This window comes from Pseudomonas moraviensis subsp. stanleyae (assembly GCF_036283065.1).
GTDB lineage: Bacteria > Pseudomonadota > Gammaproteobacteria > Pseudomonadales > Pseudomonadaceae > Aquipseudomonas > Aquipseudomonas stanleyae.
Genome location: NZ_JAADJI010000013.1, coordinates 25,947 through 51,168 on the forward strand (window position 1 = coordinate 25,947; position 25,222 = coordinate 51,168).

At 60.9% G+C, this 25,222-nt stretch carries 22 protein-coding genes and 1 pseudogene; 10 read left to right on the forward strand and 13 right to left on the reverse strand.

Annotated elements, in window-relative coordinates; all coding sequences use genetic code 11:
• Positions 1–91: 91 nt before the first annotated feature.
• Together GXB78_RS22790 and GXB78_RS22795 are read right to left on the reverse strand one after the other, a co-directional pair.
• Complete coding sequence (locus GXB78_RS22790; protein ID WP_329517111.1) at positions 92–1,621, reverse strand: FAD-dependent oxidoreductase; 1,530 nt, start codon at positions 1,619–1,621, stop codon at positions 92–94.
• Positions 1,622–1,954: 333 nt separating this feature from the next.
• Entirely contained in the window at positions 1,955–4,159 is a 2,205-nt protein-coding gene (locus GXB78_RS22795; protein ID WP_329517112.1) for a TonB-dependent receptor, read from the reverse strand.
• Between the two features lie 332 nt (positions 4,160–4,491).
• Here GXB78_RS22795 and GXB78_RS22800 point away from each other — a divergent pair, with 332 nt between their 5' ends.
• Entirely contained in the window at positions 4,492–5,583 is a 1,092-nt protein-coding gene (locus GXB78_RS22800) for a DUF1615 domain-containing protein (protein WP_329517113.1), read from the forward strand.
• A 70-nt stretch (positions 5,584–5,653) separates the two neighbouring features.
• Here GXB78_RS22800 and GXB78_RS22805 read toward each other — a convergent pair whose 3' ends face one another.
• From GXB78_RS22805 to GXB78_RS22820, 4 genes are all read right to left on the reverse strand, one after another.
• On the reverse strand, positions 5,654–6,055 hold the full coding sequence (locus GXB78_RS22805; protein ID WP_329517114.1) for a hypothetical protein: 402 nt from the start codon (positions 6,053–6,055) through the stop codon (positions 5,654–5,656).
• A 201-nt stretch (positions 6,056–6,256) separates the two neighbouring features.
• Positions 6,257–6,949, reverse strand: coding sequence for an anti-sigma factor (locus GXB78_RS22810; RefSeq protein WP_329517115.1), 693 nt, complete (start codon positions 6,947–6,949; stop codon positions 6,257–6,259).
• Positions 6,946–7,473 (reverse strand): sigma-70 family RNA polymerase sigma factor, encoded by a 528-nt coding sequence (locus GXB78_RS22815; protein WP_329517116.1) that lies wholly within the window; start codon positions 7,471–7,473, stop codon positions 6,946–6,948. Before GXB78_RS22815 ends, GXB78_RS22810 begins: the two co-directional genes overlap by 4 nt.
• A gap of 164 nt (positions 7,474–7,637) precedes the next feature.
• Positions 7,638–8,159, reverse strand: a complete 522-nt coding sequence (locus GXB78_RS22820) for a DUF3455 domain-containing protein (RefSeq protein ID WP_329517117.1) — start codon at positions 8,157–8,159, stop codon at positions 7,638–7,640.
• Between the two features lie 313 nt (positions 8,160–8,472).
• Here GXB78_RS22820 and GXB78_RS22825 point away from each other — a divergent pair, with 313 nt between their 5' ends.
• Positions 8,473–9,102 (forward strand): glutathione S-transferase N-terminal domain-containing protein, encoded by a 630-nt coding sequence (locus GXB78_RS22825; RefSeq protein ID WP_329517118.1) that lies wholly within the window; start codon positions 8,473–8,475, stop codon positions 9,100–9,102.
• Positions 9,103–9,208: 106 nt separating this feature from the next.
• Here GXB78_RS22825 and GXB78_RS22830 read toward each other — a convergent pair whose 3' ends face one another.
• On the reverse strand, positions 9,209–9,649 hold the full coding sequence (locus GXB78_RS22830) for a CBS domain-containing protein (protein WP_329517119.1): 441 nt from the start codon (positions 9,647–9,649) through the stop codon (positions 9,209–9,211).
• A 198-nt stretch (positions 9,650–9,847) separates the two neighbouring features.
• Between GXB78_RS22830 and GXB78_RS22835 the strand changes: the two genes are divergently transcribed.
• Positions 9,848–12,208 carry a DNA polymerase II gene (locus tag GXB78_RS22835; RefSeq protein ID WP_329517120.1) on the forward strand — a complete coding sequence of 787 codons (2,361 nt, stop codon included), beginning with the start codon at positions 9,848–9,850 and terminating at the stop codon, positions 12,206–12,208.
• On the opposite strand, the gene GXB78_RS22840 is transcribed toward GXB78_RS22835, so the two are convergent.
• The 3 genes from GXB78_RS22840 to GXB78_RS22850 all read right to left on the reverse strand — a co-directional run bounded on the left by GXB78_RS22840 (position 12,173) and on the right by GXB78_RS22850 (position 14,860).
• Complete coding sequence (locus tag GXB78_RS22840) at positions 12,173–12,643, reverse strand: DUF1810 domain-containing protein (protein WP_329517121.1); 471 nt, start codon at positions 12,641–12,643, stop codon at positions 12,173–12,175. The genes GXB78_RS22835 and GXB78_RS22840 overlap by 36 nt on opposite strands.
• Positions 12,644–12,667: 24 nt before the next feature.
• Positions 12,668–13,489 (reverse strand): aldo/keto reductase, encoded by an 822-nt coding sequence (locus tag GXB78_RS22845; RefSeq protein WP_329517122.1) that lies wholly within the window; start codon positions 13,487–13,489, stop codon positions 12,668–12,670.
• A 222-nt stretch (positions 13,490–13,711) separates the two neighbouring features.
• Entirely contained in the window at positions 13,712–14,860 is a 1,149-nt protein-coding gene (locus GXB78_RS22850) for an aldose epimerase family protein (RefSeq protein ID WP_329517123.1), read from the reverse strand.
• Positions 14,861–15,198: 338 nt separating this feature from the next.
• On the opposite strand from GXB78_RS22850, the gene GXB78_RS22855 reads away from it, so the two are divergent.
• The 4 genes from GXB78_RS22855 to GXB78_RS22870 all read left to right on the forward strand — a co-directional run bounded on the left by GXB78_RS22855 (position 15,199) and on the right by GXB78_RS22870 (position 19,047).
• Complete coding sequence (locus GXB78_RS22855; RefSeq protein WP_329517124.1) at positions 15,199–15,948, forward strand: hypothetical protein; 750 nt, start codon at positions 15,199–15,201, stop codon at positions 15,946–15,948.
• 223 nt (positions 15,949–16,171) lie between these two features.
• Positions 16,172–17,386 (forward strand): MFS transporter, encoded by a 1,215-nt coding sequence (locus tag GXB78_RS22860; protein ID WP_329517125.1) that lies wholly within the window; start codon positions 16,172–16,174, stop codon positions 17,384–17,386.
• 117 nt (positions 17,387–17,503) lie between these two features.
• Positions 17,504–18,289, forward strand: a complete 786-nt coding sequence (locus GXB78_RS22865) for a sulfite exporter TauE/SafE family protein (protein WP_329517126.1) — start codon at positions 17,504–17,506, stop codon at positions 18,287–18,289.
• A 185-nt stretch (positions 18,290–18,474) separates the two neighbouring features.
• Positions 18,475–19,047, forward strand: a complete 573-nt coding sequence (locus GXB78_RS22870) for a DUF4174 domain-containing protein (protein ID WP_329517127.1) — start codon at positions 18,475–18,477, stop codon at positions 19,045–19,047.
• A 234-nt stretch (positions 19,048–19,281) separates the two neighbouring features.
• On the opposite strand, the gene GXB78_RS22875 is transcribed toward GXB78_RS22870, so the two are convergent.
• Positions 19,282–20,403, reverse strand: a complete 1,122-nt coding sequence (locus GXB78_RS22875; protein WP_329517128.1) for an AAA family ATPase — start codon at positions 20,401–20,403, stop codon at positions 19,282–19,284.
• 450 nt (positions 20,404–20,853) lie between these two features.
• Here GXB78_RS22875 and GXB78_RS22880 point away from each other — a divergent pair, with 450 nt between their 5' ends.
• Positions 20,854–21,183, forward strand: a complete 330-nt coding sequence (locus tag GXB78_RS22880) for a DUF6124 family protein (protein WP_329517226.1) — start codon at positions 20,854–20,856, stop codon at positions 21,181–21,183.
• Positions 21,184–21,199: 16 nt separating this feature from the next.
• A pseudogene (locus tag GXB78_RS22885) lies at positions 21,200–21,465 on the forward strand (hypothetical protein).
• Positions 21,466–21,560: 95 nt separating this feature from the next.
• Here GXB78_RS22885 and ampC read toward each other — a convergent pair.
• The gene (ampC, locus tag GXB78_RS22890; RefSeq protein ID WP_329517129.1) at positions 21,561–22,727 is read right to left on the reverse strand and encodes a class C beta-lactamase; all 1,167 of its coding nucleotides are present in this window, start codon (positions 22,725–22,727) and stop codon (positions 21,561–21,563) included.
• Between the two features lie 160 nt (positions 22,728–22,887).
• Here ampC and GXB78_RS22895 point away from each other — a divergent pair, with 160 nt between their 5' ends.
• On the forward strand, positions 22,888–23,760 hold the full coding sequence (locus GXB78_RS22895) for a LysR family transcriptional regulator (RefSeq protein WP_329517130.1): 873 nt from the start codon (positions 22,888–22,890) through the stop codon (positions 23,758–23,760).
• 118 nt (positions 23,761–23,878) lie between these two features.
• On the opposite strand, the gene gudD is transcribed toward GXB78_RS22895, so the two are convergent.
• Complete coding sequence (gene gudD / locus GXB78_RS22900) at positions 23,879–25,222, reverse strand: glucarate dehydratase (RefSeq protein ID WP_329517131.1); 1,344 nt, start codon at positions 25,220–25,222, stop codon at positions 23,879–23,881.

The following is a 25,222-nucleotide window of genomic DNA, read 5'->3' on the forward strand; positions in this document are numbered from 1 at the left end:
CTCGCGAAGGCGGTTTATCAGCTGACATTAGTGTTGACTGACACGACGCTTTCGCGAGCAGGCTCGCTCCCACATTTTAATTTTTGGTGTGTCAGTTGAAGTAGGGCCGGATGCCGTGATCGCGGAAGTAGCGTTCGATCACCTTCGGATCGGCGCTGTTATCGGCAATCGCCACATAGGTATCCGGCCGCAGCAGGTAAAAGCCGTTGCGGCCCAACCCGGCTGTTTCAAACGCCGGGCGCCAGTCGAACACGTGCAGCGGCAAGTGATGTTCGGCGCACCAGGCGATCATCTCGTCGCTGGTGTCGCCGTAGACATGCACCTGCCAGCACGGCTGCCGCAGCGGTTCGAAATTATCCCCTTCGCCATCATGCGCCCACGGCAAGCGGTCGCCGCCGTGCACATGGCCGGCTTCGCCCTGGCTGAGCGGCATACCGCGATAGTTTAGGGTGACTTGCGAGACCGTGCGAAACAGGAATTCGCGGCTTGCTTCGAACCCGGCCATTTTCGGAAGCAGAAACGGCGCCACACGCATCCGTAACAGGTCGGCCATACGCCCTTCGGCAGTGACGAAACTGAAGACCTTGTCAGTGGTGGACACCAGCCGGCGAGCGAAGGCGATGCGCTCGGTTTCGTAAGTGTCGAGCAGCTTCGGCTCGGCGCCACCACTGAGCACGGCAGCGAGTTTCCACGCCAGATTGACTGCATCGCCAATGCCCGTGTTCATGCCTTGTCCGCCGGCGGGGCTGTGGACGTGGGCGGCATCGCCGAGCAGAAACGCCCGGCCGTTGCGAAAGTGCTCGGCCACGCGGTGATGCACGTGGTAGGTGGAGAACCAGTGCACATCTTCGATATGCACTTTCAGATGCTCGATGGCGCGGCTGCTGACGTCGGAAAATTGCAGGGTGTCGGCACGCTCGGCGCGCTCATCACGCACCGTGCCGATCAGCCGCGCGCGGCCTTCGCCGGCCAGTGGGAACACGGCGAGAAAGTCCGCTTCGTCGAGATCCAGATGCAGCTCGCCATTGAGCGCCGGGCCACTGGCCGTGACGTCGGCGACGTAGAAAATCTGCTGATAGGTGCCGCCGGGGAAGTCGGTGTCAAGGGTTTTGCGCACCATTGAACGGGCGCCGTCGCAACCGGCCAGATAGCAGGCCTGACAGACTTCCTGCCGGCCATCGGGCAAGCGTAGATGTGCGGTGATGGTGTCGGCGGTTTCTTCGAAGCTGTCCAGCGCGGTATTGCGCTCGACGTTGACGCCGTAGTCTTCGAGGCGCTCGAGCAGCAGCCGTTCGTGCTCGTCCTGCGGGAATATCTCGATGAAGGCATAGGGCGTCAGGCCTTCGCCGATGCGCTTGAGCGGCAGGTGTGCGACCGGTTTGCCGTGAACCCAGAAATTTGCCGCCGCGACCTGATGGCCGCGACGCACGATGGTGTCAGCCAGGTCGAGTTGGCGATACAGCTCGAGGGTGCGTGCCTGCACGGCCAGAGCACGGGAAGTGGTGCCTGGCGCCGAGGTCTTGTCGATGATGCGCACGCGCACGCCGAGTTTGCTCAGCCACAGCGCCAGGACCAGACCGGTCGGGCCGGCGCCGATGATCAGCACGTCGCTGCGGTTCATGGGGCTGTCCTCCTGTGGCTGTGCAGCAAGTATGGATCAGCGGGAGAGGGTGGCCAGTGTGGTCGGCCGGACGGAGTAAGGCCGCATGTTGGTCATGCGAATGGGGCTGTTCGGTGTTCGGCTGAAGATGTTCGGTGTTGCCCGAATCGATCCCCCCTCACCCCAGCCCTCTCCCCCAAGGGGGCGAGGGGGAAAGGGAGCCGATCCTCAAGCTTTTCAAGATTTGAGTTCGGCTCGGTATATCAGGTCGGCATAGCTTGTCGAAGCAACGCAATCAGTCTCCTCTCCCTCTGGGAGAGGGTTAGGGTGAGGGGCTTTTGATCTTTTCAGCAGTCAGAAATCGATCGTCCCGGACAACTTCGCCACCCGTGGTTCGCCCTGGGTCAAGTAGCCGCCCTGAGCCGATTCCCAGTACTTCTTGTTCGCCACGTTCTCAACGCCGAACCGCACTGTCACATCCTTCTCCGACACCTTGAACGCATAGCGCGCACCCGCGTCGAAGCGGTTCCACGTCGGCAGGCTGAGGTTGTTGGCGGCGTCGGCGTATTGCCCGCCGGTGCGCAACATCCGCGCGTTCAGCGCGACGCCTTGCAGGCCCGGCACGTCCCAATCCACGCCGGCGTTGAACTGGAAGGTCGGCACGCCGATGGCGTGGTTGCCGTCGTTGGCGCCGTTGAGGGTGTTTTTCAGTTCGGTATCCATCAGGGTCAAACCGCTGATCAGGCGCAGGCCTTCGAGCGGCTCGCCGAACACGTTCATTTCCACGCCTTTGTTGATCTGCTCGCCTTCACGAACGTAGGTGCAAGTGGTGGCGCTGTTGATTTCGCAGTAGCCATCGCTTGGCTGTTCGATGCGATACACGCCCAGGCTCGCGCCGTAGGTGCCCATGTCGACTTTTACGCCCAGCTCGGTCTGCTTGGAGCGTTTCGGTGCATAGACTTCGTTGCCGTTGGTCACGCGGAAACCGCCGGAGCTGGTCGGCGAAGTCGGCCCCTGGGCGAGGCCTTCGATGTGGTTGGCATAGAACGACACATGCTCCCACGGCTTGAACACGATGCCGTACACCGGCGTGGTGATCGATTCGTCGTAGCTCGACGAGCGCGGGCCGCTGCCGTAGCTGGCGTAGCTGTAACCCTGCACTACCAGTTGCTGGCGGCGCAGGCCAGCGGTAACCAGCAAGCGATCGTCGAAGAAACCGAGAGTGTCGGAAATCGCCACGCTGCGGTTGAAGGTTTTGCCGACGATGCCCGGGTCGTTGAGATCGCCGCCAGAGAAGTTGCCGACCGGTGCCGGCGGGGTGATCGGGTGATAGATGTTGTTCGAATAGCGCGTCAGGTCGAAGTCATAAGCGCTGCGCTGCTCGGCCCAGATCCCGGTCAGGCCGAAATTGAGCTTGTGGCTGACCGGGCCGGTGTTGAATTTGCCATTGAGGCCGGCCATGACGCTGGTGTTGTCTTCGTCATGGGGGACGAACGAGCCGGTGGTGAACGACGCGCCGCTGTTGCCGACCAGTGTGGTCGAGTTGTAACGGCCGACTTCGCGGGTGTGCTTGGCGCCACCGGCGGCATAAGCGGTCCAGTTGTCGTTGAGGTCGTACTCGGCGCGCAGCATGCCGAAGGTGTCTTCGATGTCGGTGTAGCCCCACTTCGGCGCATAGTTGGTGTCGGCCGATGGCGCGTCCGGCAGGTGCGTGGCAGTGCCGAGGTTGACCGAGCTGCGGCCACCATTGACGCGTTCTTTCTGATAGGCAAAGTCGCCGGAAAGCCGCAGCGCATCGCCGCGATAGTCCAGGCCGATGGCGAACAGTTTCGAGCGCTGGTTCTCGTGATCGATGCCGGTGTCACCTTCGCGCTGCGACAGGTTGACCCGCGCGCCGAAGCGATTGTCTTCACCGAAGCGCTGGCCGATATCGAAGTGATGACCGATGCGGCCTTCGCTGTTGATGTCAGTTGTATAACGGCGCAGCGGCACGTCGCCGGCACGCTTGGGTTGCAGGTTGACGCCGCCGCCGATGCCGGAACCGGTCGGGGTCACGCCGTTGATGAAGGCGTTGGGGCCTTTGAACACTTCCACGCGCTCCAGCGCATCGGTGGAAATGATCTGCCGGGGCAACACGCCGTACAGGCCGTTATAGGAAATATCATCGCCATTGAGTGGCAGGCCGCGAATCATGAAGACCTGCGCCTGGTTGGAGAAGCCCGAGGCCTGGCGCACCGAGGAATCGTTGAGCAGCACATCGGCAACGTTTTCCGCCTGCTGGTCCTGGATCAGTTGCTCGGTGTAGGACGCCGCGCTGAAGGGCACGTCCATCATGTCCTGATTGCCCAGCACGCCCAACTGGCCGCCGCGTGCGACCTGACCGCCAGCGTAGACCGGGGGCAGGGCGTTGGGGGTAGGGGCCTGAGCGTTGATGTTGACGTCGTCGAGCACCAGCTCTTTGCTGTTTTGTTCAGCAGCGTGAGCGGTGACGGTCAGGGAGCACAGCAGGGCGAGCAAAGTCGGGCGAAATGGAGCGCCGAGTCGAGCTGAAGCGGGCATGTCGGATACCTGGAGGCGAACGGCCAATGAATAAAATAAGGGCGGCGCGGAACTCCTTGCGCTAATACGACTCCAGGCGCGAATGATAGGTTTTCGCAGTAACGTTATGCAATCAGTTTGTCATCCGTCCCGTAAGGGCTGCACATTGTGGCGAGGGAGCTTGCTCCCGCTCGGCGGCGCAGCCGTCGCAATCCTGGACTCCCGGTTGTTTCTGGTTGACGCGGATGGCAGGATTCGGGGCCGCTCCGCAGCCCAGCGGGAGCAAGCTCCCTCGCCACAGGAATTGTGGGCTTGCAGGGTAAACGCGGCACACCGGACTGGAAGGAGCAACGATGCACACCTCAAGATTATTGGCCACACTCAGCGCCTTGCTGCTGCTCGCCGGTTGCGCCAGCCAGCGCAGCAACGAACCGGCGCCGCGCCCGCCGGCCGAAGTGAAGGCTGAAATCGTCCGCCTGCTGCCGGCGAAGACCGCCGATCGCCAAGGCTGGGCCACGGATATCTACGCCGCGTTCGCCGCGCAGGGCATCAACACCACCACGCAAAATCTCTGTTCGGTATTGGCCGTGGCGGAGCAGGAGTCGACTTTCCAGGCCGACCCGACGGTGCCCGGCCTGGGCAAGATCGCCCGCGATGAGATCGACCGCCGCGCCGCCAAGGTGCACATCCCCAGCCTGCTGGTCAGCGGCGCCCTGCAAGTGCGCTCGCCCAACGGCAAGACCTACAGCGAACGCCTGAATGCCGCGCGCAGTGAAAAGGAACTGAGCGCCATTTTCGACGACTTCATCGGCATGGTGCCGATGGGCCGCACGCTGTTCGGCGGCTTTAACCCGGTGCACACCGGCGGGCCGATGCAGGTCAGCATCGAATTCGCCGAAGAGCACGCCAAGGATTACCCGTACCCGGTGGACGGCACGATTCGCCGCGAAGTGTTCAGCCGGCGTGGCGGCATGTATTTCGGCATCGCCCATTTGCTCGGTTACCCGGTGAACTACCGTGAGCCGCTGTATCGCTTCGCCGATTTCAATGCTGGTTGGTACGCCAGTCGCAATGCGGCGTTTCAGAACGCGGTCAGCCGCGCTTCCGGCATTCCGCTGACCCTGGACGGCGATCTGATCCGCTACGACTCGATCATGCCCGGCAGCACCGAACTGGCGGTGCGCACCCTCGGCAAGTCGCTGGGCATGCGCAACCCGACGATTCGCGATCAACTGGAGAAGGGCAAAACCCTGGAATTCGAAGAGACCAAACTCTATCAGCGTGTGTTCGAACTGGCGGAGCGGGCAGAAGGCAAGGCGTTACCGCGTGCGCTATTGCCGGGAATCGTGCTGCAGAGTCCGAAGATCACCCGCAAACTCACCACAGCGTGGTTCGCCAAACGCGTGGACGAGCGCTACAAGCGCTGCATGGCCAAAGCCGGATAAAACACGCAGACATAAAAAACCCGGCTGCGGGAGCCGGGTTTCTCTGCGGTGTTGCGCTTGCAGTCATGCATCAGGCAACGCGGCGTTCGATCAGACGATCAGCACCACCTTCGGCAACACGGCGTTCGATCAGACGATCAGCGCCACCTTCGGCAACACGGCGTTCGATCAGACGATCAGCACCACCTTCGGCAACACGGCGTTCGATCAGACGATCAGCGCCACCTTCGGCAACACGGCGTTCGATCAGACGATCCGAGCCACCTTCGGCAACGCGACGTTCGATCAGACGATCAGCGCCACCTTCGGCAACACGGCGTTCGATCAGGCGATCCGAACCGCCTTCAGCCAGACGGCTTTCGATCAGTTTGTCCGAGCCGCCTTCGGCGATCATGGTGTGCGCCGGGGTGGCGGCGAAAGCGTTAACTGCGAAAACCGAGAAAGCAATGCTGAGAAGAGTCTGGCGTTTCATGATGGTGTGCTCCGGGGTGTTGTTGGTTGGTATGGAACTGATGTTACGCCCGGAATTTTTTATGAGAACTTCATTGCCGTGATGGTGAACATCGACGGCGATGATGGTTGATGTAAGAGCTGCCGAAGGCTGCGATCTTTTGATCTTGATTTTAAGAACAATCAAAAGATCGCAGCCTTCGGCAGCTCCTACAGAGAAACGTTAGAGCACCTTCACCGCACGCCCGATCGCCTGAATCGGCCCGGTCGGTTTGCCGATCGGCGAGCCATTGGCGCCTTCCAAGGTCAGCTCGAACAGCTGATTGGGTTGCAGCGGCGGCAATTTGTCCAGCGGCACCGACAACGCTTGCCCCGGTTTGACCAGCCCCAATGAAACCGGCCCCGACCAGCCGTCAGCCTTGGTCCAGAATTCCAGTGCCTTGTCCGCCGGCACCTCGACCACGCCCAGCGGAATCAACTGGATCTCCCGCGCATTGCTCGCCTGAATCACCCAGCCCGGCGCCTTGTCCTGCGGCGCTACCAGCACCACCAGGTAACTCGGTTTCGGCGTGGTCTGGGTCAGCAGGATCGTGCCGAGAATCAATGTCGCCGCCAGCCCTGCCGCGCTCAGACCGCGCCACAGCGGCAGTAGGTTCCACCACGAGGTCAGCGGTTTGTTCACCGTCAGCCGTTCGAGACTGCGTTCGATACGAGGCCACAGTTGCGCCGACGGTTGCTGAGGTTCTGCCAGATCGGTCAGATCCAGCAGACGCCGTTCCCAGGCATCCACGGCTGCACGCAATTGGGGATCGTCGGGCAAGCGCCGTTGCACTTCGATGCGCTGCTCGAACGACAAGGTGCCGAGCACGTATTCGCCGGCCAGTTCATCCCGTTCCTGCGCTGATTCGCCGGTCATCCCATGCACTCCCGCAAAGCATTGAGACTGCGCTTGATCCAAGCTTTGACCGTGCCCAGCGGCGTGTCGAGGCGCGCGGATATCTGCGCTTGGCTGTAACCGTCGACGTAGGCGTGGAGGATACAGCTGCGCCGCTGCGGTTCCAGTTGCTCGAGGCAGCGATGAATGCGCGCCGAGTGAACATCGGCCAACTCATCAGGCACCGCTGCCTCATGTTGTTCGCTTAAAGGCGTTTCCCGACTTTGCTTGCGCAGCTGATTCAAGGCCAGATGCCGGGTCACGCTGAACATCCAGCCCCGCGCCGAACCGCGCGCCGGGTCGAACCCGGCGGCGCCGTTCCAGATCTTGATGAACGCCTCATGCACGATGTCCTCCGCCAGCGCCGTATCACGCACCAGCCGCTTGGCCACGCCGAGCAGGCGCGGGCCTTCCTGCACATATAAATCGCGCAAAGCCGCCCGCTCGCCCCGGGCACAGGCCTGGAGGCGGGCTTCGTAATCGAAAGCGGATTCGGTTAAAGGCATGGCGTGCAATCTAGCTCACATTTCCCAAACATCCAGGCAGTGGCAGTCCCCTGTGGGAGCGAGCCTGCTCGCGAAGACGGAGTATCAGTCGCCACACCAACACCTGACGCACCGCATTCGCGAGCAGGCTCGCTCCCACATTTGGATCTCCAATGATGCCCAGGTCAGTTCGCCGCCCAGAAAATATAATCCGCCTGGTACTTCACCATTTCCTGCTTGCCCTTGTTCGCCATGGTGCACTCACTGCCCGGCGCCACGCCACCCTTGAGCGCAACACGCTGGATGTAGCTGACCCCGGTCATCGCGCCTTTGCCCTCGGCCGGATCGGCCTTGACCAGTTGATAGGGCAGGTTGCCCGGGCTCGACGGTGCCACGGCCAGTTGCGTGCCGGTGACTTTCGATCCGTCTTTCGCTTGCCAGGTCGCCGGTGGGCCGAAGTAGGTGCCGACCTGTTTGCCGCTGCGATCATTGAGCACCGCTTTCGGGCCGACAAAGGTCCACTCGGTCTGCCCGGCCATATTGGGTTTGTCGCGGCATTCGTAGGTGATCTCGCCAACCCCGGTGGTTTCCAGGGCAATCCTGTGCCCGTCCGGCACTTTGATCGCGTCGGGGTAACTGCTCTGGGCAAACGTGCTGGCGGTGAAAGCGAGCAAACCGGTGAAGCCAATCAGCTGGGTGATGTTCATCCGATGATTCTCCGAAAAGGGTAAAGCACTGACAGCACAAAAGTGCGCTGTTACAGGGACTACCCGTGGCGGAGGGGATTGGATGCAGTGCCGGAGAAAAAATCTCAGACACCATAGATCAAACTCGTGGGAGCGAGCCTGCTCGCGAAGGCGTCGGGTCAGCCAGCACTTCTGTGACTGACACACCGCATTCGCGAGCAGGCTCGCTCCCACAAGGTTCTGCATCTGGCTTGAACGATTCATTGACAGAATTTTCTACAGCAGGCCAGCCAGCCATCTACCCTGTGCTAAGGCCTAATCGGGGGAAACGGACATGTACCAGCTCTACGGGCACAAGAATTCCGGCGCGGCCGCCATCGAGGCGGCGCTGGAGTTGTGCCAGATCGCTTATCGTTTCATTGACACCGAAGCCAGTGCCGAGGCCGCCGAAGCGCTGGGCAAACTCAATCCGCTGAAGCAGATCCCGACCTTGCAACTGCCGGACGGCAGCGCCCTGACCGAAAGTGCGGCGATCCTGATCCACTTGGGTCTGACGTTTCCCAAGTCCGGCCTGCTGCCGAGCGGGGCGGCTGATCGCGATCAGGCGATTCGCGGCCTGGCCTATATCGTCGGCAATTGCTACGCGGCGGTGGGCATCATCGATTACCCCGAGCGCTGGTTGATCACGCCCGACGAGAGCGCACGGCAGAACCTGATCGCTGGCACGCGCCAGCGCCTGCACTTCAGTTGGGAGGTATTTGCCGATCAGTTTTCCGGCGAGCTGTATCTGGATGACGAAACGCCCGGCGCCCTGGATGTGCTGGCGGCAGTGGTGAGCCGCTGGGCCGGTAGCCGCGAACATCTGCGCCAGACCCGCCCGGGGTTTTATGCGTGGTTGCAAAGGATTGACCGGCACCCGGTACTGGCACCGGTGTTTGAGCGGCATTGGCCGACTCAAGGCTGACCGGTACATGAATGTGGGAGCGAGCCTGCTCGCGAAAGCGGTGTGTCAGCCAAAGATGTTTCGACTGACCCAGCGCATTCGCGAGCAGGCTCGCTCCCACAAGGGATCATTCCCCCCGAATATACTGCTCCAGCTGTTTGATCAACTCGGCCTGTTCGGCAATCGCTTCCTTGACCAGGTCACCGATCGACAGCAGGCCGATCAACTGGCCGTCCTCGACTACCGGCAGGTGGCGCAGGCGTTTGTCGGACATGATGCCCAGGCAGGTGTCGACGGTTTGCCGGGTGTCCACGGTTATCACGTCCTTGACCATGATATCGCTGACCGGCGTCCCCACCGACGAGCGACCTTTGAGTACCAGTTTGCGTGCATAGTCGCGCTCGCTGATGATGCCGACCACTTTGTCGTCTTCGACCACCAGCAAGGCGCCGACGTTTTTCTCGGCCATCTTCATCAGCGCTTCGAGCACCATGTGATCGGGCTTGATCTGATGCACTTCCTGATTTTTCTGATCTTTGAGCTTGAGCAGTTGGGCGACGGTCTTCATGGCGGTTACTCAGGTGTTGTCGTTGTTCATCAAGCATCGTAGACGCAGCCGCGCAGAGCAAGGTGGCAAAGCGGCAGTTAGCGTGCAAAAAACGCCATTCGCCGGGTTTTTCCGCAGATTCGCAATATTTTTTGCCAAGGCCAGGCGTGGCAATGCCGCGTAGAATGCCGGTCAGTCTGATTTTTCGAGGTCGCAGTGGTGGATTTACAGCAGGGCTTCGTCCTGACCCGGCATTGGCGCGATACGCCGGCCGGCACCGAAGTCGAGTTCTGGCTGGCGACCGACGCCGGGCCGCGCCGCGTGCGTCTGGCGCATCAGCCGTCGGTCGCGTTTATTCCCGCGGCACAGCGTGAAGCGGCCGAGCGTGTGTTGCACGACGAAAACAATGTCGAGCTGCGCCCGTTGGCTTTGCAGGATTTCCAGCATCGTCCGGTGCTCGGTCTGTATTGCCAGCAGCACGGCCAGTTGATGCGCCTCGAAACCGCGCTGAACCGCGCCGGTGTCGATGTCTATGAAGCCGACGTGCGCCCGCCGGAACGCTATCTGATGGAGCGCTTCATCACCGCGCCGGTGCTGTTCGGCGGCACGCCGGATGCCGATGGCCTATTGGTCAACGCTCAACTGAAACCCGACCCCGATTACCGGCCGAAACTGCGCCTGGTCTCGCTCGACATCGAGACCAGGGAAAACGGCGAGCTGTATTCGATTGCCCTGGAAGGTTGCGGCGAGCGGCAGGTGTACATGCTCGGCGCGCCGAACGGCGACGCCAGCATTGTCGATTTCGATCTGGAGTACTGCGACTCGCGCACGCTGATCCTGAAGAAGCTCAACGACTGGTTTGCTCGCCACGATCCCGACGCAATCATCGGCTGGAACGTTGTGCAGTTCGATCTGCGCATCCTCCACGAACACGCGCGGCGTCTCGGCGTGCCGCTGAAAATCGGCCGTGGCGGCGAAGAAATGCAGTGGCGCGAGCACGGCAGCCGCAATCACTACTTCGCCTCGGCAGCGGGGCGGCTGATCATCGATGGCATCGAGTCGTTGCGGTCGGCGACCTGGAGCTTTCCGTCGTTCAGCCTGGAAAATGTTGCGCAGACCCTGCTCGGCGAAGGCAAAGCGATCAACAATCCGTACCAGCGCATGGACGAGATCAACCGCATGTTCGCCGAAGACAAACCGGCGCTGGCCAAATACAACCTCAAGGACTGCGAGCTGGTCACGCGGATCTTCGCCAAGACCGAACTGCTGACGTTTTTGCTTGAGCGCGCCAGCGTTACCGGACTGCCGGCCGACCGCAGCGGCGGTTCGGTCGCCGCGTTCACCCATTTGTACATGCCTTTGATGCATCGCCAGGGCTTTGTTGCGCCGAACCTCGGTACCAACCCGCCGCAGGCCAGCCCCGGTGGGTTTGTCATGGATTCGCGGCCGGGGCTGTATGAATCGGTGTTGGTGCTCGATTACAAAAGCCTGTACCCGTCGATCATTCGCACGTTTCTGATCGACCCGGTGGGCCTGATCGAAGGCCTGCAACATCCCGACGACGCTGACTCGGTGCCGGGTTTCCGTGGTGCCCGTTTTTCGCGCACCCGGCATTGCCTGCCGTCGATCGTGGCGCGGGTGGCTGAAGGGCGTGAGACCGCCAAGCGCGAGCACAACGCACCGCTGTCCCAGGCGCTGAAGATCATCATGAACGCCTTCTACGGCGTGCTTGGCTCCAGCGGTTGCCGTTTTTTCGATACCCGGCTGGCCTCGTCGATCACCCTGCGCGGCCACGAAATCATGCTGCGCACCCGACAGTTGATCGAAGAGCAGGGCCACGCGGTGATTTACGGCGACACCGATTCAACCTTCGTCTGGCTGCGCCGCCTGCACGGTCAGGAAGAAGCAGCGCAGATCGGCCATGCGCTGGTCAAGCACGTCAACGATTGGTGGCGCGCCCATGTAAGCGAGGAATATGGGCTGGAAAGTGCGCTGGAATTGCAGTTCGAAATTCACTACAAGCGCTTCCTGATGCCGACGATTCGCGGCGCGGAGGAGGGCAGCAAGAAGCGCTACGCCGGTCTGGTCACCCGCGCCGATGGCAGCGAGGAAATGGTCTACAAGGGCCTGGAAACCGTGCGCACCGACTGGTCGCTGCTGGCCCGGCAATTTCAGCAGGAACTGTATGAGCGGATTTTCCAGCGCAAGCCGTATCAGGATTACGTGCGCGACTACGTGCGCAAGACCCTCGCCGGCGAGTTTGACGATCGGCTGATCTACCGCAAGCGCCTGCGCCGCACCCTCGACGATTACGAACGCAACGTGCCGCCGCACGTCCGCGCGGCGCGGCTGGCCGATGACTACAACGCCGAGCAGGGGCGGCCGCGGCAGTATCAGAACGGCGGCTGGATCAGCTACGTCATCACCTTGGCCGGCCCGGAGCCGTTGGAGGTGCGCCGCGCCGCCATCGATTACGACCACTACATCACGCGGCAGCTGCAACCAGTGGCGGATGCGATTCTGCCGTTCGTCGACGACGACTTCTCAACCCTGGTCGGTGGGCAACTGGGTCTGTTTTGAGTCGAGCAGTTGCAGCGTCCATTCATCGAGAATGCCATGGAAGTAACGCTCCAGCGCCTGATGGAACAGGCTGTCCTCGGCGCTGAACTGGGCAAACAGGGTCATCGAAGAATGAAATTTCAGGTCATCGGGATGGCCGAAAATCTCTGCAATCGAGCGCTGCGGCACGTTAAGCACCAGTTGGGTGCAGGTGCGCAGTCGCGCGCCAAGCAGTTCGTGGGCCAGATAGGCCTGCGCTTCCTCGGCCGAACCAATGGCAAAGCGCCGGGCCATTTCGCTGCCGCCCAACCCGGCGAACTGCGGAAAGACGAACCACATCCAGTGGCTGCGCTTGCGGCCATCTTCGAGTTCACGCTGGACCCGTTCGAACACCGGGTCCTGTGCCTGGACAAAACGTTGCAGACCAAACGGGTCGTGCAGATCTGTGCTTCTCATCGCGAAGCCCTCGCAGTCGGCGGCTCAGACCATGGCCAGCCGCTGCTTGCGTTGTGGCGCCGGGAACACCTTGTCCAGCGCCGCCAGATCCCCGGCGTCCAGTTGCAGCTGCGCCGCCTCGGCATTGAGTTGCACATGCTCGGGGCGCACAGCCTTGGGAATCGCAATCACGCCATCCTGGCGCAGGATCCACGCCAGCGAGACCTGGGCCGGGGTGGCGTTGTGACGACTGGCAATGTGTTGCAGCACCGGCTCGGCGAGCATCGCGCCGCCCTGGCCAATCGGACAGTAAGCCATCAACGGCAGCCGCTGATGTTGGCACCACGGCTGCAGATCGAATTCGATGCCGCGCTCCTCGAGGTTGTACAGCACCTGATTGGTGGCGCAGGCCGAACTCGAGAGTTCTTCGAGATCGTCGACATCGAAATTCGACACACCCCAACGGCCGATCTTGCCGTCCTCGCGCAGGCGTTCGAAGGCTTCGACGGTTTCCTCCAGCGGGTACTGACCGCGCCAGTGCAGCAGGTACAGATCGATGTAGTCGGTACCGAGCCGACGCAAACTGCGCTCGCAGGCTTGCGGGATGCCTTGGCGGCTGGCGTTGTGCGGGTAGACCTTGCTCACCAGAAACACCTTGTCGCGCTGACCGGCGATGGCTTCGCCGACCACCGTTTCCGCGCCGCCCTCGGCGTACATCTCGGCGCTGTCGATCAGGTTCATGCCCAGCTCGATGCCGGTGCGCAACGCCGCGACTTCACGGGTGTGCGCCGAGCGATCCTCGCCCATGCGCCAGGTGCCCTGACCAATCACGGGAACCTGCACGCCGGCCAACTCAAGAGTACGCATTCAAACCTCCTGGCTTAAAGAGTCGATATCTTTAGTGGGCAGCAGGATAGACCAAGGGTTCCCCAACGAAGGTGGGTCGGAACGCTGAAACCCCTGTGGCGAGGGAGCTTGCTCCCGCTGGGGCGCGCAGCGGCCCTCGCTTTTCCTTGAGTTGAAAAGCAGGGGCCTGCTGCGCAGTCCAGCGGGAGCAAGCTCCCTCGCCACAGGGGGGCGTGTTGCAGGTTATTTTGTGGTGAATTTCAGGACCACGCTGTGGGCATAGGTCTGCCCCGGATCAAGCCGCGTGCTCGGGAAGGCCGGCTGGTTCGGCGAATCCGGGTAATGCTGGGTCTCCAGCGTAAATGCGCCCCAGTGCGGATAGACCTTGCCGCCCTTGCCCTTGACCGTGCCGTCGAGGAAGTTGCTGGTGTAGAACTGCACGCCCGGCTCGGTGGTGAATAACTCCAGGACGCGCCCCGATTGCGGATCACTGACTTTGGTGGCGACTTTTGCGATGTCACCCTTGCTGTCCAGCGCCCAATTGAAATCGAAGCCGCCCTGTTTCGGCTCGGCGAATTTCAATTGCGGATGATCAGCCTTGATGTGCGTGCCGATCGCCGTCGGCTTGCTGAAGTCCATCGGCGTACCGGCGACTGGCGCCAGCTCCCCGGTCGGGATCAGTTTGGCGGTGACCGGCGTGTAATGACTGGAGTTGATGGTCGCGACCTGCTTGAGAATGTCGCCATTGCCGGCGCCGGCGAGGTTGAAGTAGCTGTGATTGGTCAGGTTGAGCACGGTCGGCTTGTCGGTGCTGGCCTTGTAGTCGATGCGCAGCTCGTTGTTGTCGGTCAGGCGATAGGTGACTTCGGTGGTCAGGTTGCCCGGAAAGCCCATTTCACCGTCGGCCGACAGATACGTCAGGGTCACGCCAACCGAATCCTTGTCCTTGGTTTCCCTGGCCTTCCAGACCTTCTTGTCGAAACCTTCGGGGCCGCCGTGCAGCGCATTGGATTTGTCATTCTGCGGCACTTGATAACGCTTGCCATCGAGTTCGAAAGCACCTTCGGCGAGGCGATTGCCGAAGCGGCCGATGGTCGCGCCGAAGTACGCGGTGCCTTTCTGGTAGCCCTGCACATCATCGAAACCCAGTACCACGTCGTCGAACTTGCCGTGCTTGTCGGCAACTTTCAGCGCTTGCAGGGTCGCGCCGTAAGTGATGACGGTGGCCTGCATGCCGTGGCTGTTGCGCAGGATGTACTGTTCGACGGGCGTGCCGTCATTGGTTTTGCCGAAAGCTTTGTGTTCGGCGGTCAGGCCCGCCGCGTTGGCGGAAAGGGTAGCGATCATCAGGGACAGTCCGAGGCCGGAGAGCAGGTGACGGGATTGAAGCATGGTTGACCTTCCTTTTTGTTGTTGTTTTGGTACAGACCGTAGGAGCTGCCGAAGCCTGAGATCTTTTGATCTTGATCTTGATTTTTAGAAGCAAGATCAAAAGATCGCAGCCTTCGGCAGCTCCTACATATCACTAGTCATGCTATTTAAGTGAGGAGAGGAGATTTATAGCGGATTTACGCGTATTGGCAAATATAAAGTCCGACTAATTGATGGGGCGCAAAGCGCCGAAGGTCGGCTAAACGCCCAGGCACTGCACTTTTTCGCAATCGGCGGCTCTATGCATGGCCAGGATGCGGTGACTCCCGCCGCACAGCAATGTGCCTGTCCGAGACTTCATGCCGAGTGTTTTTGCCGTGATCACCGCCGCTTACCGCCGCCCGTGCCTGCTGCTGGCCTGCCTGTTTTCGCTGTTGCTCAGCGGCTGCAGCCACCAGAACGGCAACGGTTTCTTCAATCAGATGCGTGAAGGGCAACCGCAGGAATTTCTGCAGACCAGCGTCGACCGCATGGCTACCCTGGCGATGCGCGGCAACCTCGATAGCCTCTACCGGCTGATGGGCAAGCTCTACCTGCGCAACCCGGAAGAACTGCGCAAATCCGGCTTCCTCACTGTCAATGCGGCGGTGAAGCAAGTGCGCCTCGCCGTCGAGCAACAGCAGCCGCTGCCGGTGCTGGGCGGGCGCAAGGACCTGGCGGCGCTGAGCTATGCGATGAGCCCGGAATTCCTCGGCGACCGCGTCGGCGCGTTCATCTATGCGATCGGCAGCATGCTGGTTACCGCCCACGGCAATCGCACCGAGTTCTACATGACCGACGCGATCAATCCGACGTTCGTGCACAACGCCGCGCGCAACATCGAAAAAGCCATGTGGATTTTGTCGCAACGGCAGAACAAGGAAGGCCAGCCATTGCTGTTCTCCAACGAGATCTCGGAGGAGGGCAGCAACCTCAGCTTCGCCACCGAATTCAGCAAAATCGTCGCGCGCCTCGATCTGCTCACGCAGATGCTTGATGAGCGTTATCGCAGGATCGGTTTGAATTACGCGCAGAGTCTGTTGTTCCTGAATTTCCTGCCGGTGCAGTGAGACGCGGCTGACCATGGGGGGGCGTGAGCCCAACCGCCGTTTTGCGGGTGTGCAGAGAACTACTGTGGGAGCGAGACTGCTCGCGAATGCGCTGGGTCAGTCAACACTTCATTATCTGAAGCTGCTTTCGCGAGCAGGCTCGCTCCCACATGGATCTCATGCGCACCTCGTTCTTTGTATACAATCAAGCGCTCAAATTGATCCAAAAGGAGCCGCCCCCGCCATGACCGACCCCGCAAGCGCCGATTTCAGCCGCGTCGTTCCCGGCGCTCAAACCGACAAACTACCGTACGCCGCGCTGCTGGCCTTCGCCATGACCGGTTTCATCGCCATCCTCACCGAAACCCTCCCGGCCGGCCTGCTGCCGCAAATCGGCGCTGGCCTTAACGTCAGCGAAGTGCTCGCCGGGCAACTGGTCACCCTGTACGCGCTGGGCTCAATCGTTGCGGCGATACCGCTGACCGTCGCCACCCGGCGCTGGCCGCGACGGCGGGTCCTGTTGATGACAGTGGGCGGCTTTCTGCTGTTCAACACCATCACCACCTTCTCCAGCCATTACGGCCTGACCCTGGCCTCGCGCTTTCTCGCTGGCATGGCCGCGGGGCTGTCGTGGGGGATCATGGCCGGCTACGCGCGCGGCATCGTCCCGGTGCATCAGCAGGGCCGGGCGCTGGCGATTGCCATGCTTGGCACACCGGTGGCGTTGTCGTTGGGTACGCCAGCGGGAACGTGGCTGGGCAATCTGATCGGCTGGCGTGCCTCGTTCGGCATCATGTCGGCGCTGGCGCTGGTCCTGGCCGCGTGGATTGTCGTAGCGGTGCCGGATCGACCGGGGCAGATCGAAAGCGAGCGTTTGCCGCTGCTTGAGTCCTTGCGCCTGCCGGGGGTGCGTCCGGTGCTGTTCGTGGTGCTGACGTGGATGCTCGGGCACAACATTCTTTACACCTACATCGCGCCGTTTCTGATGCAGGCCGGGCTGGCCGATCGCGTGGATGTGGTGCTGCTGGTGTTCGGTCTGTGTTCGCTGGTCGGGATCTGGATCATCGGCCTGCTGGTAGACCGCTGGTTGCGCTGGCTGACGCTGATCAGCCTCGCAGTGTTCGCCTCGACGGCGCTGGTGCTGGCGCTGGCGGCACCGTCGCCGGCGGTCATTTATGCCTGCATGGCGGTCTGGGGATTGTCCTTTGGCGGCTCGGCAACCTTGCTGCTGACCTCGGCGGCAGACTCGGCCGGTGAGCATGTCGACGTGGTGCAGGCGATGCTTACGACTTCCTGGAACGTGGCGATCGCCGGCGGCGGATTGTTTGGTGGCTTGCTGCTGGATCGCGCCGGGGCGTTGTCATTTCCGTGGGCACTGCTGATTCTGTCGCTGATCGCACTGGCCACGGTGTGGATCAACCGCACTCACAGCTTCAGACCGGGGCGGCGCGCGCATTGACTCCCAGACATGATGAGTTCGATATGGCATAACGATAGAGCGCATCGATATATGTGGTTATATGAAAAATCGCTATGCTGCGGGCCAGATTTTTCCTGTCGTTTTCTGGACGTTTGAATGGAATTGGCAAATTTCGGCCTGGTGATTGCCGGGCTGGTGGTGGGGTTTATCGTCGGCATGACCGGTGTCGGCGGCGGTTCGTTGATGACGCCGATTCTGCTGTGGTTCGGTATCAACCCGGCAACCGCGGTGGGCACCGACTTGTTGTATGCCGCGATCACCAAATTCAGCGGCGTCCTCGTTCACAGGAAAAACAACAACATCGATTGGTCCATCACCGGCTGGCTGACCCTCGGCAGCGTGCCCGCCGTAGCCATGACCCTGTGGTTCCTCAGCACCCTGCACACCGCGCCGGACGCGATGAACGCCATCATCAAGCAGGCGCTCGGCTTCGTCCTCTTCGCCACGGCGCTGGCGATCTTCTTCAAGAAACGCTTGCTCGAATTCGCCCACAAACGCGCCGGCGGCAACTACAACCCGAGCGGTTCGCGCCTGAATCTCATGACGGTAATCACCGGTCTGGTCCTCGGCACCATGGTCGCCCTGACCTCGATCGGCGCCGGCGCACTGGGCACCGTCGCGCTCTTCATCCTCTACCCGTTGCTGCCGACCCGCCGCCTGGTCGGCACCGAAATCGCCCACGCCGTACCGCTGACCCTCGTCGCCGGCCTCGGTCACGCGAGCATGGGCAACATGGATTGGGCTGTGCTGGGTTTCTTGCTGGTCGGCTCACTGCCAGGCATCTGGCTCGGCAGCCACCTGACCGGACGCATCTCCGACGAAGTCCTGCGCCCGTGCCTGGCGACGATGCTGGTGTTGATCGGTTACAAGTTGGCGTTCTGATTCAGCCTGGAGAAACACTTTCAATGCAGCGGCCGCAGGGCTGTGCCGATGATCGCTCGCGCCATGTTGCGCAAAGTTCTCCCTGACCTAAGCTTCTGACAGGGCAATGCCTTTTTGCCAGATGCCGCCGGAACAATCGCCACGATGCGCAATCAGTAGTGCGTGGATATCAAAAGGAGATGCGCATGCTCATCAGGTCCCTGACCCTGACCCTCTTGCTGGCAATCGCCGGCCCCTTGTTCGCCGCCGACAGCGATTCCCCCCTGGCCGGGGACATGGGCCGTGCCCGCCCGCTGATCGTGATTGCGCAAAGCACCGTCGACCCGGTGTGGCTGAGCCTGAAAAAGGCAATGGAAGACCCGGCCAACAAAAAGGGCGTCACCGACCGCAACATCAAGGTCTACACCATCCTCAACATGTCCGGCCAACTCGACGGCAAGGACATGGGCCAGCAGGACACCATGGCCCTGCTGCGCTCGCTGAAGCTGGGTGCCGGGGCCTATCCAAAAGTGTTCCTGGTGGGCAAGGACGGCGAAACCAAGCTTTCCGCCTCGGGTGACGAAGCCAAGGCACTGAGCCTGGCAAAAATCTTCGAAACCATCGACGCCATGCCCATGGCCGAAAAAGAAGCCGCCGCTGCCGCCGCCGCTGCGCAAACACCCGCCGCCACCGAGCCGGAACCGGCCAAAGGCGCGAAGGGTGCCAAGCCGAGCAAACCGGCGAAACCGAGCAAGCCGCCGCAGATGCCGGATGATTGAATGCGCGTTGACTAATTGAAGCTGAATCCCTGTGGGAGCTGGCAAACCAGCTCCCACATTTTTTTTGTCAGAACACAAACCCGAGGCAGTCACAAGTCCCTTGTAGGAGTGAGCCTGCTCGCGATGGCGGCGAATCAGCCTGCGAATATGTAGCCTGACAAACCGCGATCGCGAGCAGGCTCGCTCCTACAGTTTGACCGGCGCTGGTTGCAAAAAAATGTGCAGGTCGGCATATCACTGGTCATCAAGCATGTACACCAATGCACCTTTTGCACGCTCAATGATCATAGGCGAGCGGGTGGTCAATACGAATTGGCAGTTGGGAAAGGTTGCGCTCAATTGCTCGATCAGACCGAGTTGCCTGCGTTGATCGAGGTGCAAGTCGACATCGTCGATCAGCACGATGCCGTAGCCTTGCAACGGATCAGCCAGTGATGGATTAAGCAGTGCCAGACGTCTGGCGATATCGCCAGCCAGCGCGATCATTGATTTTTCGCCTTGAGAGAGTCGGCTCACATCCAGCGATATGCCCTGCCGGTCGATGGCCATAAACAGGCGCGCTCGGCGCTGCACGCGCAGATTCGTAAACTCCGGCATGAATGCCGCGATAGCCGAGCGAACAGCAGTCAACTGGCTGTCGCGCGCCGAGGCCTTTATTGTGGCAAGTTCTTTCCAGACGTCGCTGTCGGTACCGAATCTTTCCGAGATTGCTGTCAGTGCCGAAGCAGATAACCCATCCTCGTTTTCGCTGTCCTCGCGCTCACGAAACCATGCGAAAAAGCCGCGAAAATCGGCGCCATCGCTAAAACTGCTGTCGTAGGCATCGAGCTGATCGAAGGCCTGTCTGCCGCTGGGTTTCAGCGAGATATCGTTCACACACCGTTCGGCTGGGTAGTAGGCGATCAGCGGGAGTGAGGCGCTGGCATCGGCTGTGAGTCGCGTACGGTAGTGATCGGCAAGCTCTCTGACGTCTCTCAGAAAGCCACGGTCAGAGACCGCAGGTTCTCCTCGAGTGCGAGCGCTGCCCCATACGAACAGATGGCTTTCGTCATCGGCATTGCAGACAGCAGCCCGTGGGTGAGAACGGTCCGCGAGGCCAATCGAAACGACGGCTGCCGGGGCGTCGTTCCTGATTTCTTCGTCGGCAAGCTGTCTGCCCTTGCCTTTAACGGAACGGATTCGCGCGATCAACCAGGTCAGGCAGGTGTTAACGGATTTCAGCACAGTGGTTTTGCCCGTGCCGTTGTTGCCCACCAGTACCGTGATATTCGATGAATGTGTCCGGGTCGGTGCAAACTCGATATCCAGATCGCCAAAATGTCCGACGTTCGAGAGTTTGAAGCTTTGGATTTCCATGGATGCGCCTTTTGAGCGGTACTCGGATTGCAGGAAAATGTGGAGTGTAGATACAACGAATTTATCCGCTAATCAAAACTCATTGCAGCATGTGGCTGCCGAAATGTCTGACACCAACAGCCTTCAAAGCCGGTGGATTTTTCCTGCAAGACGCGGCGGCAGTCGTGAACTGGTGCGTTGTGGCGCAGGGGGATAACCTCTTTTGGCCGCTGAAAAAAACAGTGGTCGGATGTGGAAGTCCGGTGATTCCCGAGCGCGCATTGCGCCTGTAAACACATGTTGGTGGTTTTTATGCCAACATTGTTTGCTTATGGCAGCTATGCGCAGGAGCACTCTCGAGTGCACCGGGTTCCTCGGGCTTCCCCGGACTTCCACACCTGCGCAAAGCTGCCACCCTCTCGTGGAAGTGAGTTCGGCAGTTTTTTCTTTAAATGTCCCGAGGATTTATTAATGAAAAAACACACTCCAAATCCCCCCGAATCCCCCATGGATTCAAGCTCCTTCGATTCCAGTAACCCGCGCCTGCGCCATCCCGGCAACCCCGATCCCATCAGCCATGTCTTCACCATTCTCCCCGATATCGACACAACAACACTCTTGAGCCACGCCTGCGAGACCCTGGCTTCACTGAATGTGCTGACCACTGAGCTGGCGTGCGAATTGAGCGGTGCGCGGCGCAGCCTGACATTGTCGATCCAGCAATTGGCGGTAGTCGGCGAGCTGCTGGTCAACCGCGCGCTGGACAATCTCGATCCGCCAGCAACGGCGACACAACATTGAACAGGGAGGTTCTGCCATGGCGCGCTACATACCGATTACCGGGATCGACCGCAAGATCCCTTGTCTGCTGATCGACAGCGAAGCTCCACTGGATGTTCTGCACGGCACTGCGGCCTATCGCTTGCGCTGTGTAACGCAACTGATGGAAACCCTGACGCTGGGCGATGGCAAGGGGCACGACGCCTTGTTGCTGCAGATCTGGCCCGGGTCACGGCGACGGTGCTGCGTGACAGTTGCGACCTGATGGATGTCATCGGCTGGCGCTTGCAGGCGCAGCCTTAAGCGCTGAAACGAAAAGATCGCAGCCTGCGGCAGCTCCATTCACCGAGCGAAAACCCGATCCTGTAGGAGCTGTCGCAGGCTGCGATCTTTTGCTCTTAATCCGCCAACGCCGCGAAAACCGTATGCGCAATCTTCACCCGTTCGGCATTCGGGTAGTTCTTGTTGGCCAGAATCACGATGCCCATATCCCGCGACGGCACGAACGCCACATACGCGCCAAAGCCTCGTGTGGAACCGGTTTTATTGAACAGTACATTGGCCGGTTCAGCTTGGGGCGGGGTCAGCCACTCGACTTTGTGCGGCTCCATGGCCATGGGCGTCGAGTTGCCATTTTGCAGTTTTTCCAGGCTGATCGGGTAGGCGTAGCGCTCCCAGCCGAGGGCTTGGGTCATGTCGCCGACGCGGTAATAACCGATGTGGGTGTTGGCGATGGCTTGGTGCAGATCGGGCGCGAGGCTGGCCGGTTTCAGCTGTGCCTCGACGTAGCGCAGCAGGTCGGCGGCGCTGGTCTTGATGCCGTAGGCCTCGGCGTCGAGTGCGCCGGGGCTGACGCGCACCGGTTGGTCGGCGCTGTCGTAGCCTTGGGCATACAACTTCGATTGTGCTGGCGGCACGCTGAGGAAGGTGTGCTGCAACCCGAGTTTTGGCAGCAGAGTTTGGGTCATTGCCTGGTCGAAGGGCTGGCCGAGGCTTTTCGCTGTCAGGTAGCCGAACAGGCCCAGGCTAGGGTTGGAATACAGGCGATGGCTGCCGGCGGGAAACTGCGGTTTCCACTGTTGGTAATAGCCGAGCATCTTGTCGGAAGAATCCGCCTCAGCGGGGAATTGCAGCGGCAGTCCGCCGGCGCTGTAGGTGCCCAGTTGCAGCACGCTGACATTGTCAAAGGCGCTGCCCTTGAGCTCAGGCCAGAGCTGGCTGGCCTTGCTCGACAGGTCGAGTTTGCCTGTGGCCTGGGCGTAACCGGCGAGGGTGGCGGTGAAGGTTTTGCTCACCGAGCCGACTTCGAAGAGAGTGTTTTCGCTGACTTTTTGCCCGGTGTCCCTGGCGGCGACTCCGTAGTTAAAGTAATGCGCTTGACCGTTTACCGTGATCGCCACGGTCAGCCCCGGGATGTTGTTCTGCTGCATCACCGGTGTCACGGCTTGGGTGACCAGTGCCTGCAATTGCGCATTGGGCGGCGTCGCGGCATGGCAGGCAATGCTGCTGAAGAATAGTGCGAAAGCGCTGTAGGAAAAGACCTTGCTGGGTTTAAAGGAACACATGATTGAATCACTCTCCATGAGTGTCGACTGTTGTATCCCGCTACACTGCGGGTGATTTTTCATCGGGCGGCTGATCAGCGCGGGCTAATTTAGGCACTTCGCCGACGCTCGACAAACGATGAAAACTCGCACTAGCCATTAGAAAAATTTGGGACAGCGCATGATTCGACCGCAACTGCCGCTCAACGCTCTGCGCGCTTTTGAAGCCTCGGCACGGCACCTGAGCTTCACCCGCGCTGCCGTCGAGCTATGCGTGACGCAAGCGGCGGTGAGCCATCAGGTCAAAAGCCTGGAAGCGCAACTCAACCTGACCTTGTTCAAACGCCTGCCCCGTGGGCTGATGCTGACCAGTGAAGGCGAGACCTTGCTGCCGGTGCTCAGCACCTCGTTCGATCATATTGCGCAGATGCTTGAACGTCTGGCCGCTGGACAGTACCGGGACATGTTGACAGTCGGTGCGGTGGGCACGTTTGCCATAGGTTGGTTGTTGCCGAGGCTGGCGGACTTTCGGGCGAAATATCCGCTGATAGATTTACGCCTGTCGACCAATAACAACCGGGTGGATGTGGCGGCGGAAGGGTTGGATTATGCGATTCGTTTCGGTGCTGGCGCCTGGCATGGCATCGAGGCGACACGCTTGCTCGACGCGCCGCTGTCGGTGTTGTGTGTGCCGGAAATCGCTCGGCAATTGCATGCGCCCGCTGACTTGTTGCAGCAGACCTTGTTGCGTTCCTATCGTACCGATGAATGGCCGGAGTGGTTTCACGCGGCGGGTCTGGCGACGCAGGCCGCACCACCGCAAAGCATCGTGTTCGATTCGTCGCTGGCGATGATGGAAGCGGCATTGCAGGGCGGCGGGGTGGCATTGGCGCCACCGCTGATGTTCGCCCGGCAACTGGCGGCAGATGCGATTTGCCAGCCGTTCGCGATCGAGATCACCACCGGCAGTTACTGGCTGACGCGGTTGCAATCGCGAGCTGAGACGGTGGCGATGAAGGCGTTCAAAACCTGGTTGCTGCAAATCTCAAGCTGAAAACCGATTTGTAGGAGCTGCCGAAGGCTGCGATCTTTTGATCTTCAAAACAGAATCAAAAGATCGCAGCCTTCGGCAGCTCCTACCCCCACAATTGAAATCGGCGGCGCCTTCTAGATCACCGCACCAGACACGGCCGTTTGTTATCGAACTTCCACCCCGGAATCAGAAACTGCATCGCCACGCTGTCATCGCGCGCTCCGAGGCCCATGCCTTTGTACAGTTCGTGGGCCTTGGCCACTTGATCCATGTCCAGTTCCACGCCCAGCCCCGGTTTCTGCGGCACTTGCACGCAACCGTCGACAATCTGCAGCGGTGCCTTGGTCAGGCGCTGGCCGTCCTGCCAAATCCAGTGGGTGTCGATGGCGGTGATGTCGCCCGGTGCCGCAGCGGCGACGTGGGTGAACATCGCCAGGGAAATATCAAAGTGGTTGTTGGAATGCGAGCCCCAGGTCAGGCCCCATTCGTGGCACATCTGCGCGACGCGCACCGAACCCTGCATGGTCCAGAAGTGCGGGTCGGCCAGTGGGATATCCACTGATTGCAATTGAATCGCGTGACCCATTTCGCGCCAGTCGGTGGCGATCATGTTGGTCGCGGTTTTCAGCCCGGTGGCGCGGCGGAATTCAGCCATGACTTCGCGACCGGAATAACCGTTTTCCGCGCCGCAAGGATCTTCGGCGTAGGCGAGCACATGATGCTGATCGCGGCACAAACGAATCGCCTCTTTCAGCGACCAGGCGCCGTTCGGATCGAGGGTAATCCGTGCGTCGGGGAAGCGCTCGGCCAGTGCCGTCACCGCCTCGATTTCGGCATCGCCACTGAGTACGCCGCCCTTGAGTTTGAAATCCTGGAAACCGTACTTGGCGTGTGCAGCCTCGGCCAGGCGCACCACCGCTTCGGCGGTCATGGCTTTCTCGTGACGCACGCGGAACCAGTCGTTATCGGCGTCCGGTTCGCTGCGATAGGCCAGATCGGTTGCGTGCCGATCGCCGACATAGAACAGATAACCGAGCATCTTCACTTCGTCGCGCTGCTGACCTTCGCCAAGCAGCGCCGCAACCGGCACGTCGAGATGTTGGCCAAGCAGGTCGAGGAGGGCGGCTTCCAGGCCAGTGACCGCGTGAATGGTGATGCGTAGGTCGAACGTCTGCAAGCCACGGCCGCCGGCATCGCGGTCGGCGAAGGTCTGGCGCACCTGGTTGAGAATTTTCTGGTAGGTGCCGATCGGGCTGCCGACCACCAGATTGCGCGCGTCTTCCAGGGTCTGGCGAATGCGCTCGCCACCGGGCACTTCGCCGACGCCGGTATGGCCGGCGTTGTCCTTGAGGATGACGATGTTGCGGGTGAAAAACGGCCCGTGGGCGCCGCTCAGGTTGAGCAGCATGCCGTCGTGGCCGGCCACCGGAATGACCTGCATCTCGGTGATGAGCGGAGCTTTGGCGGTGTCGTGAACAGTCAT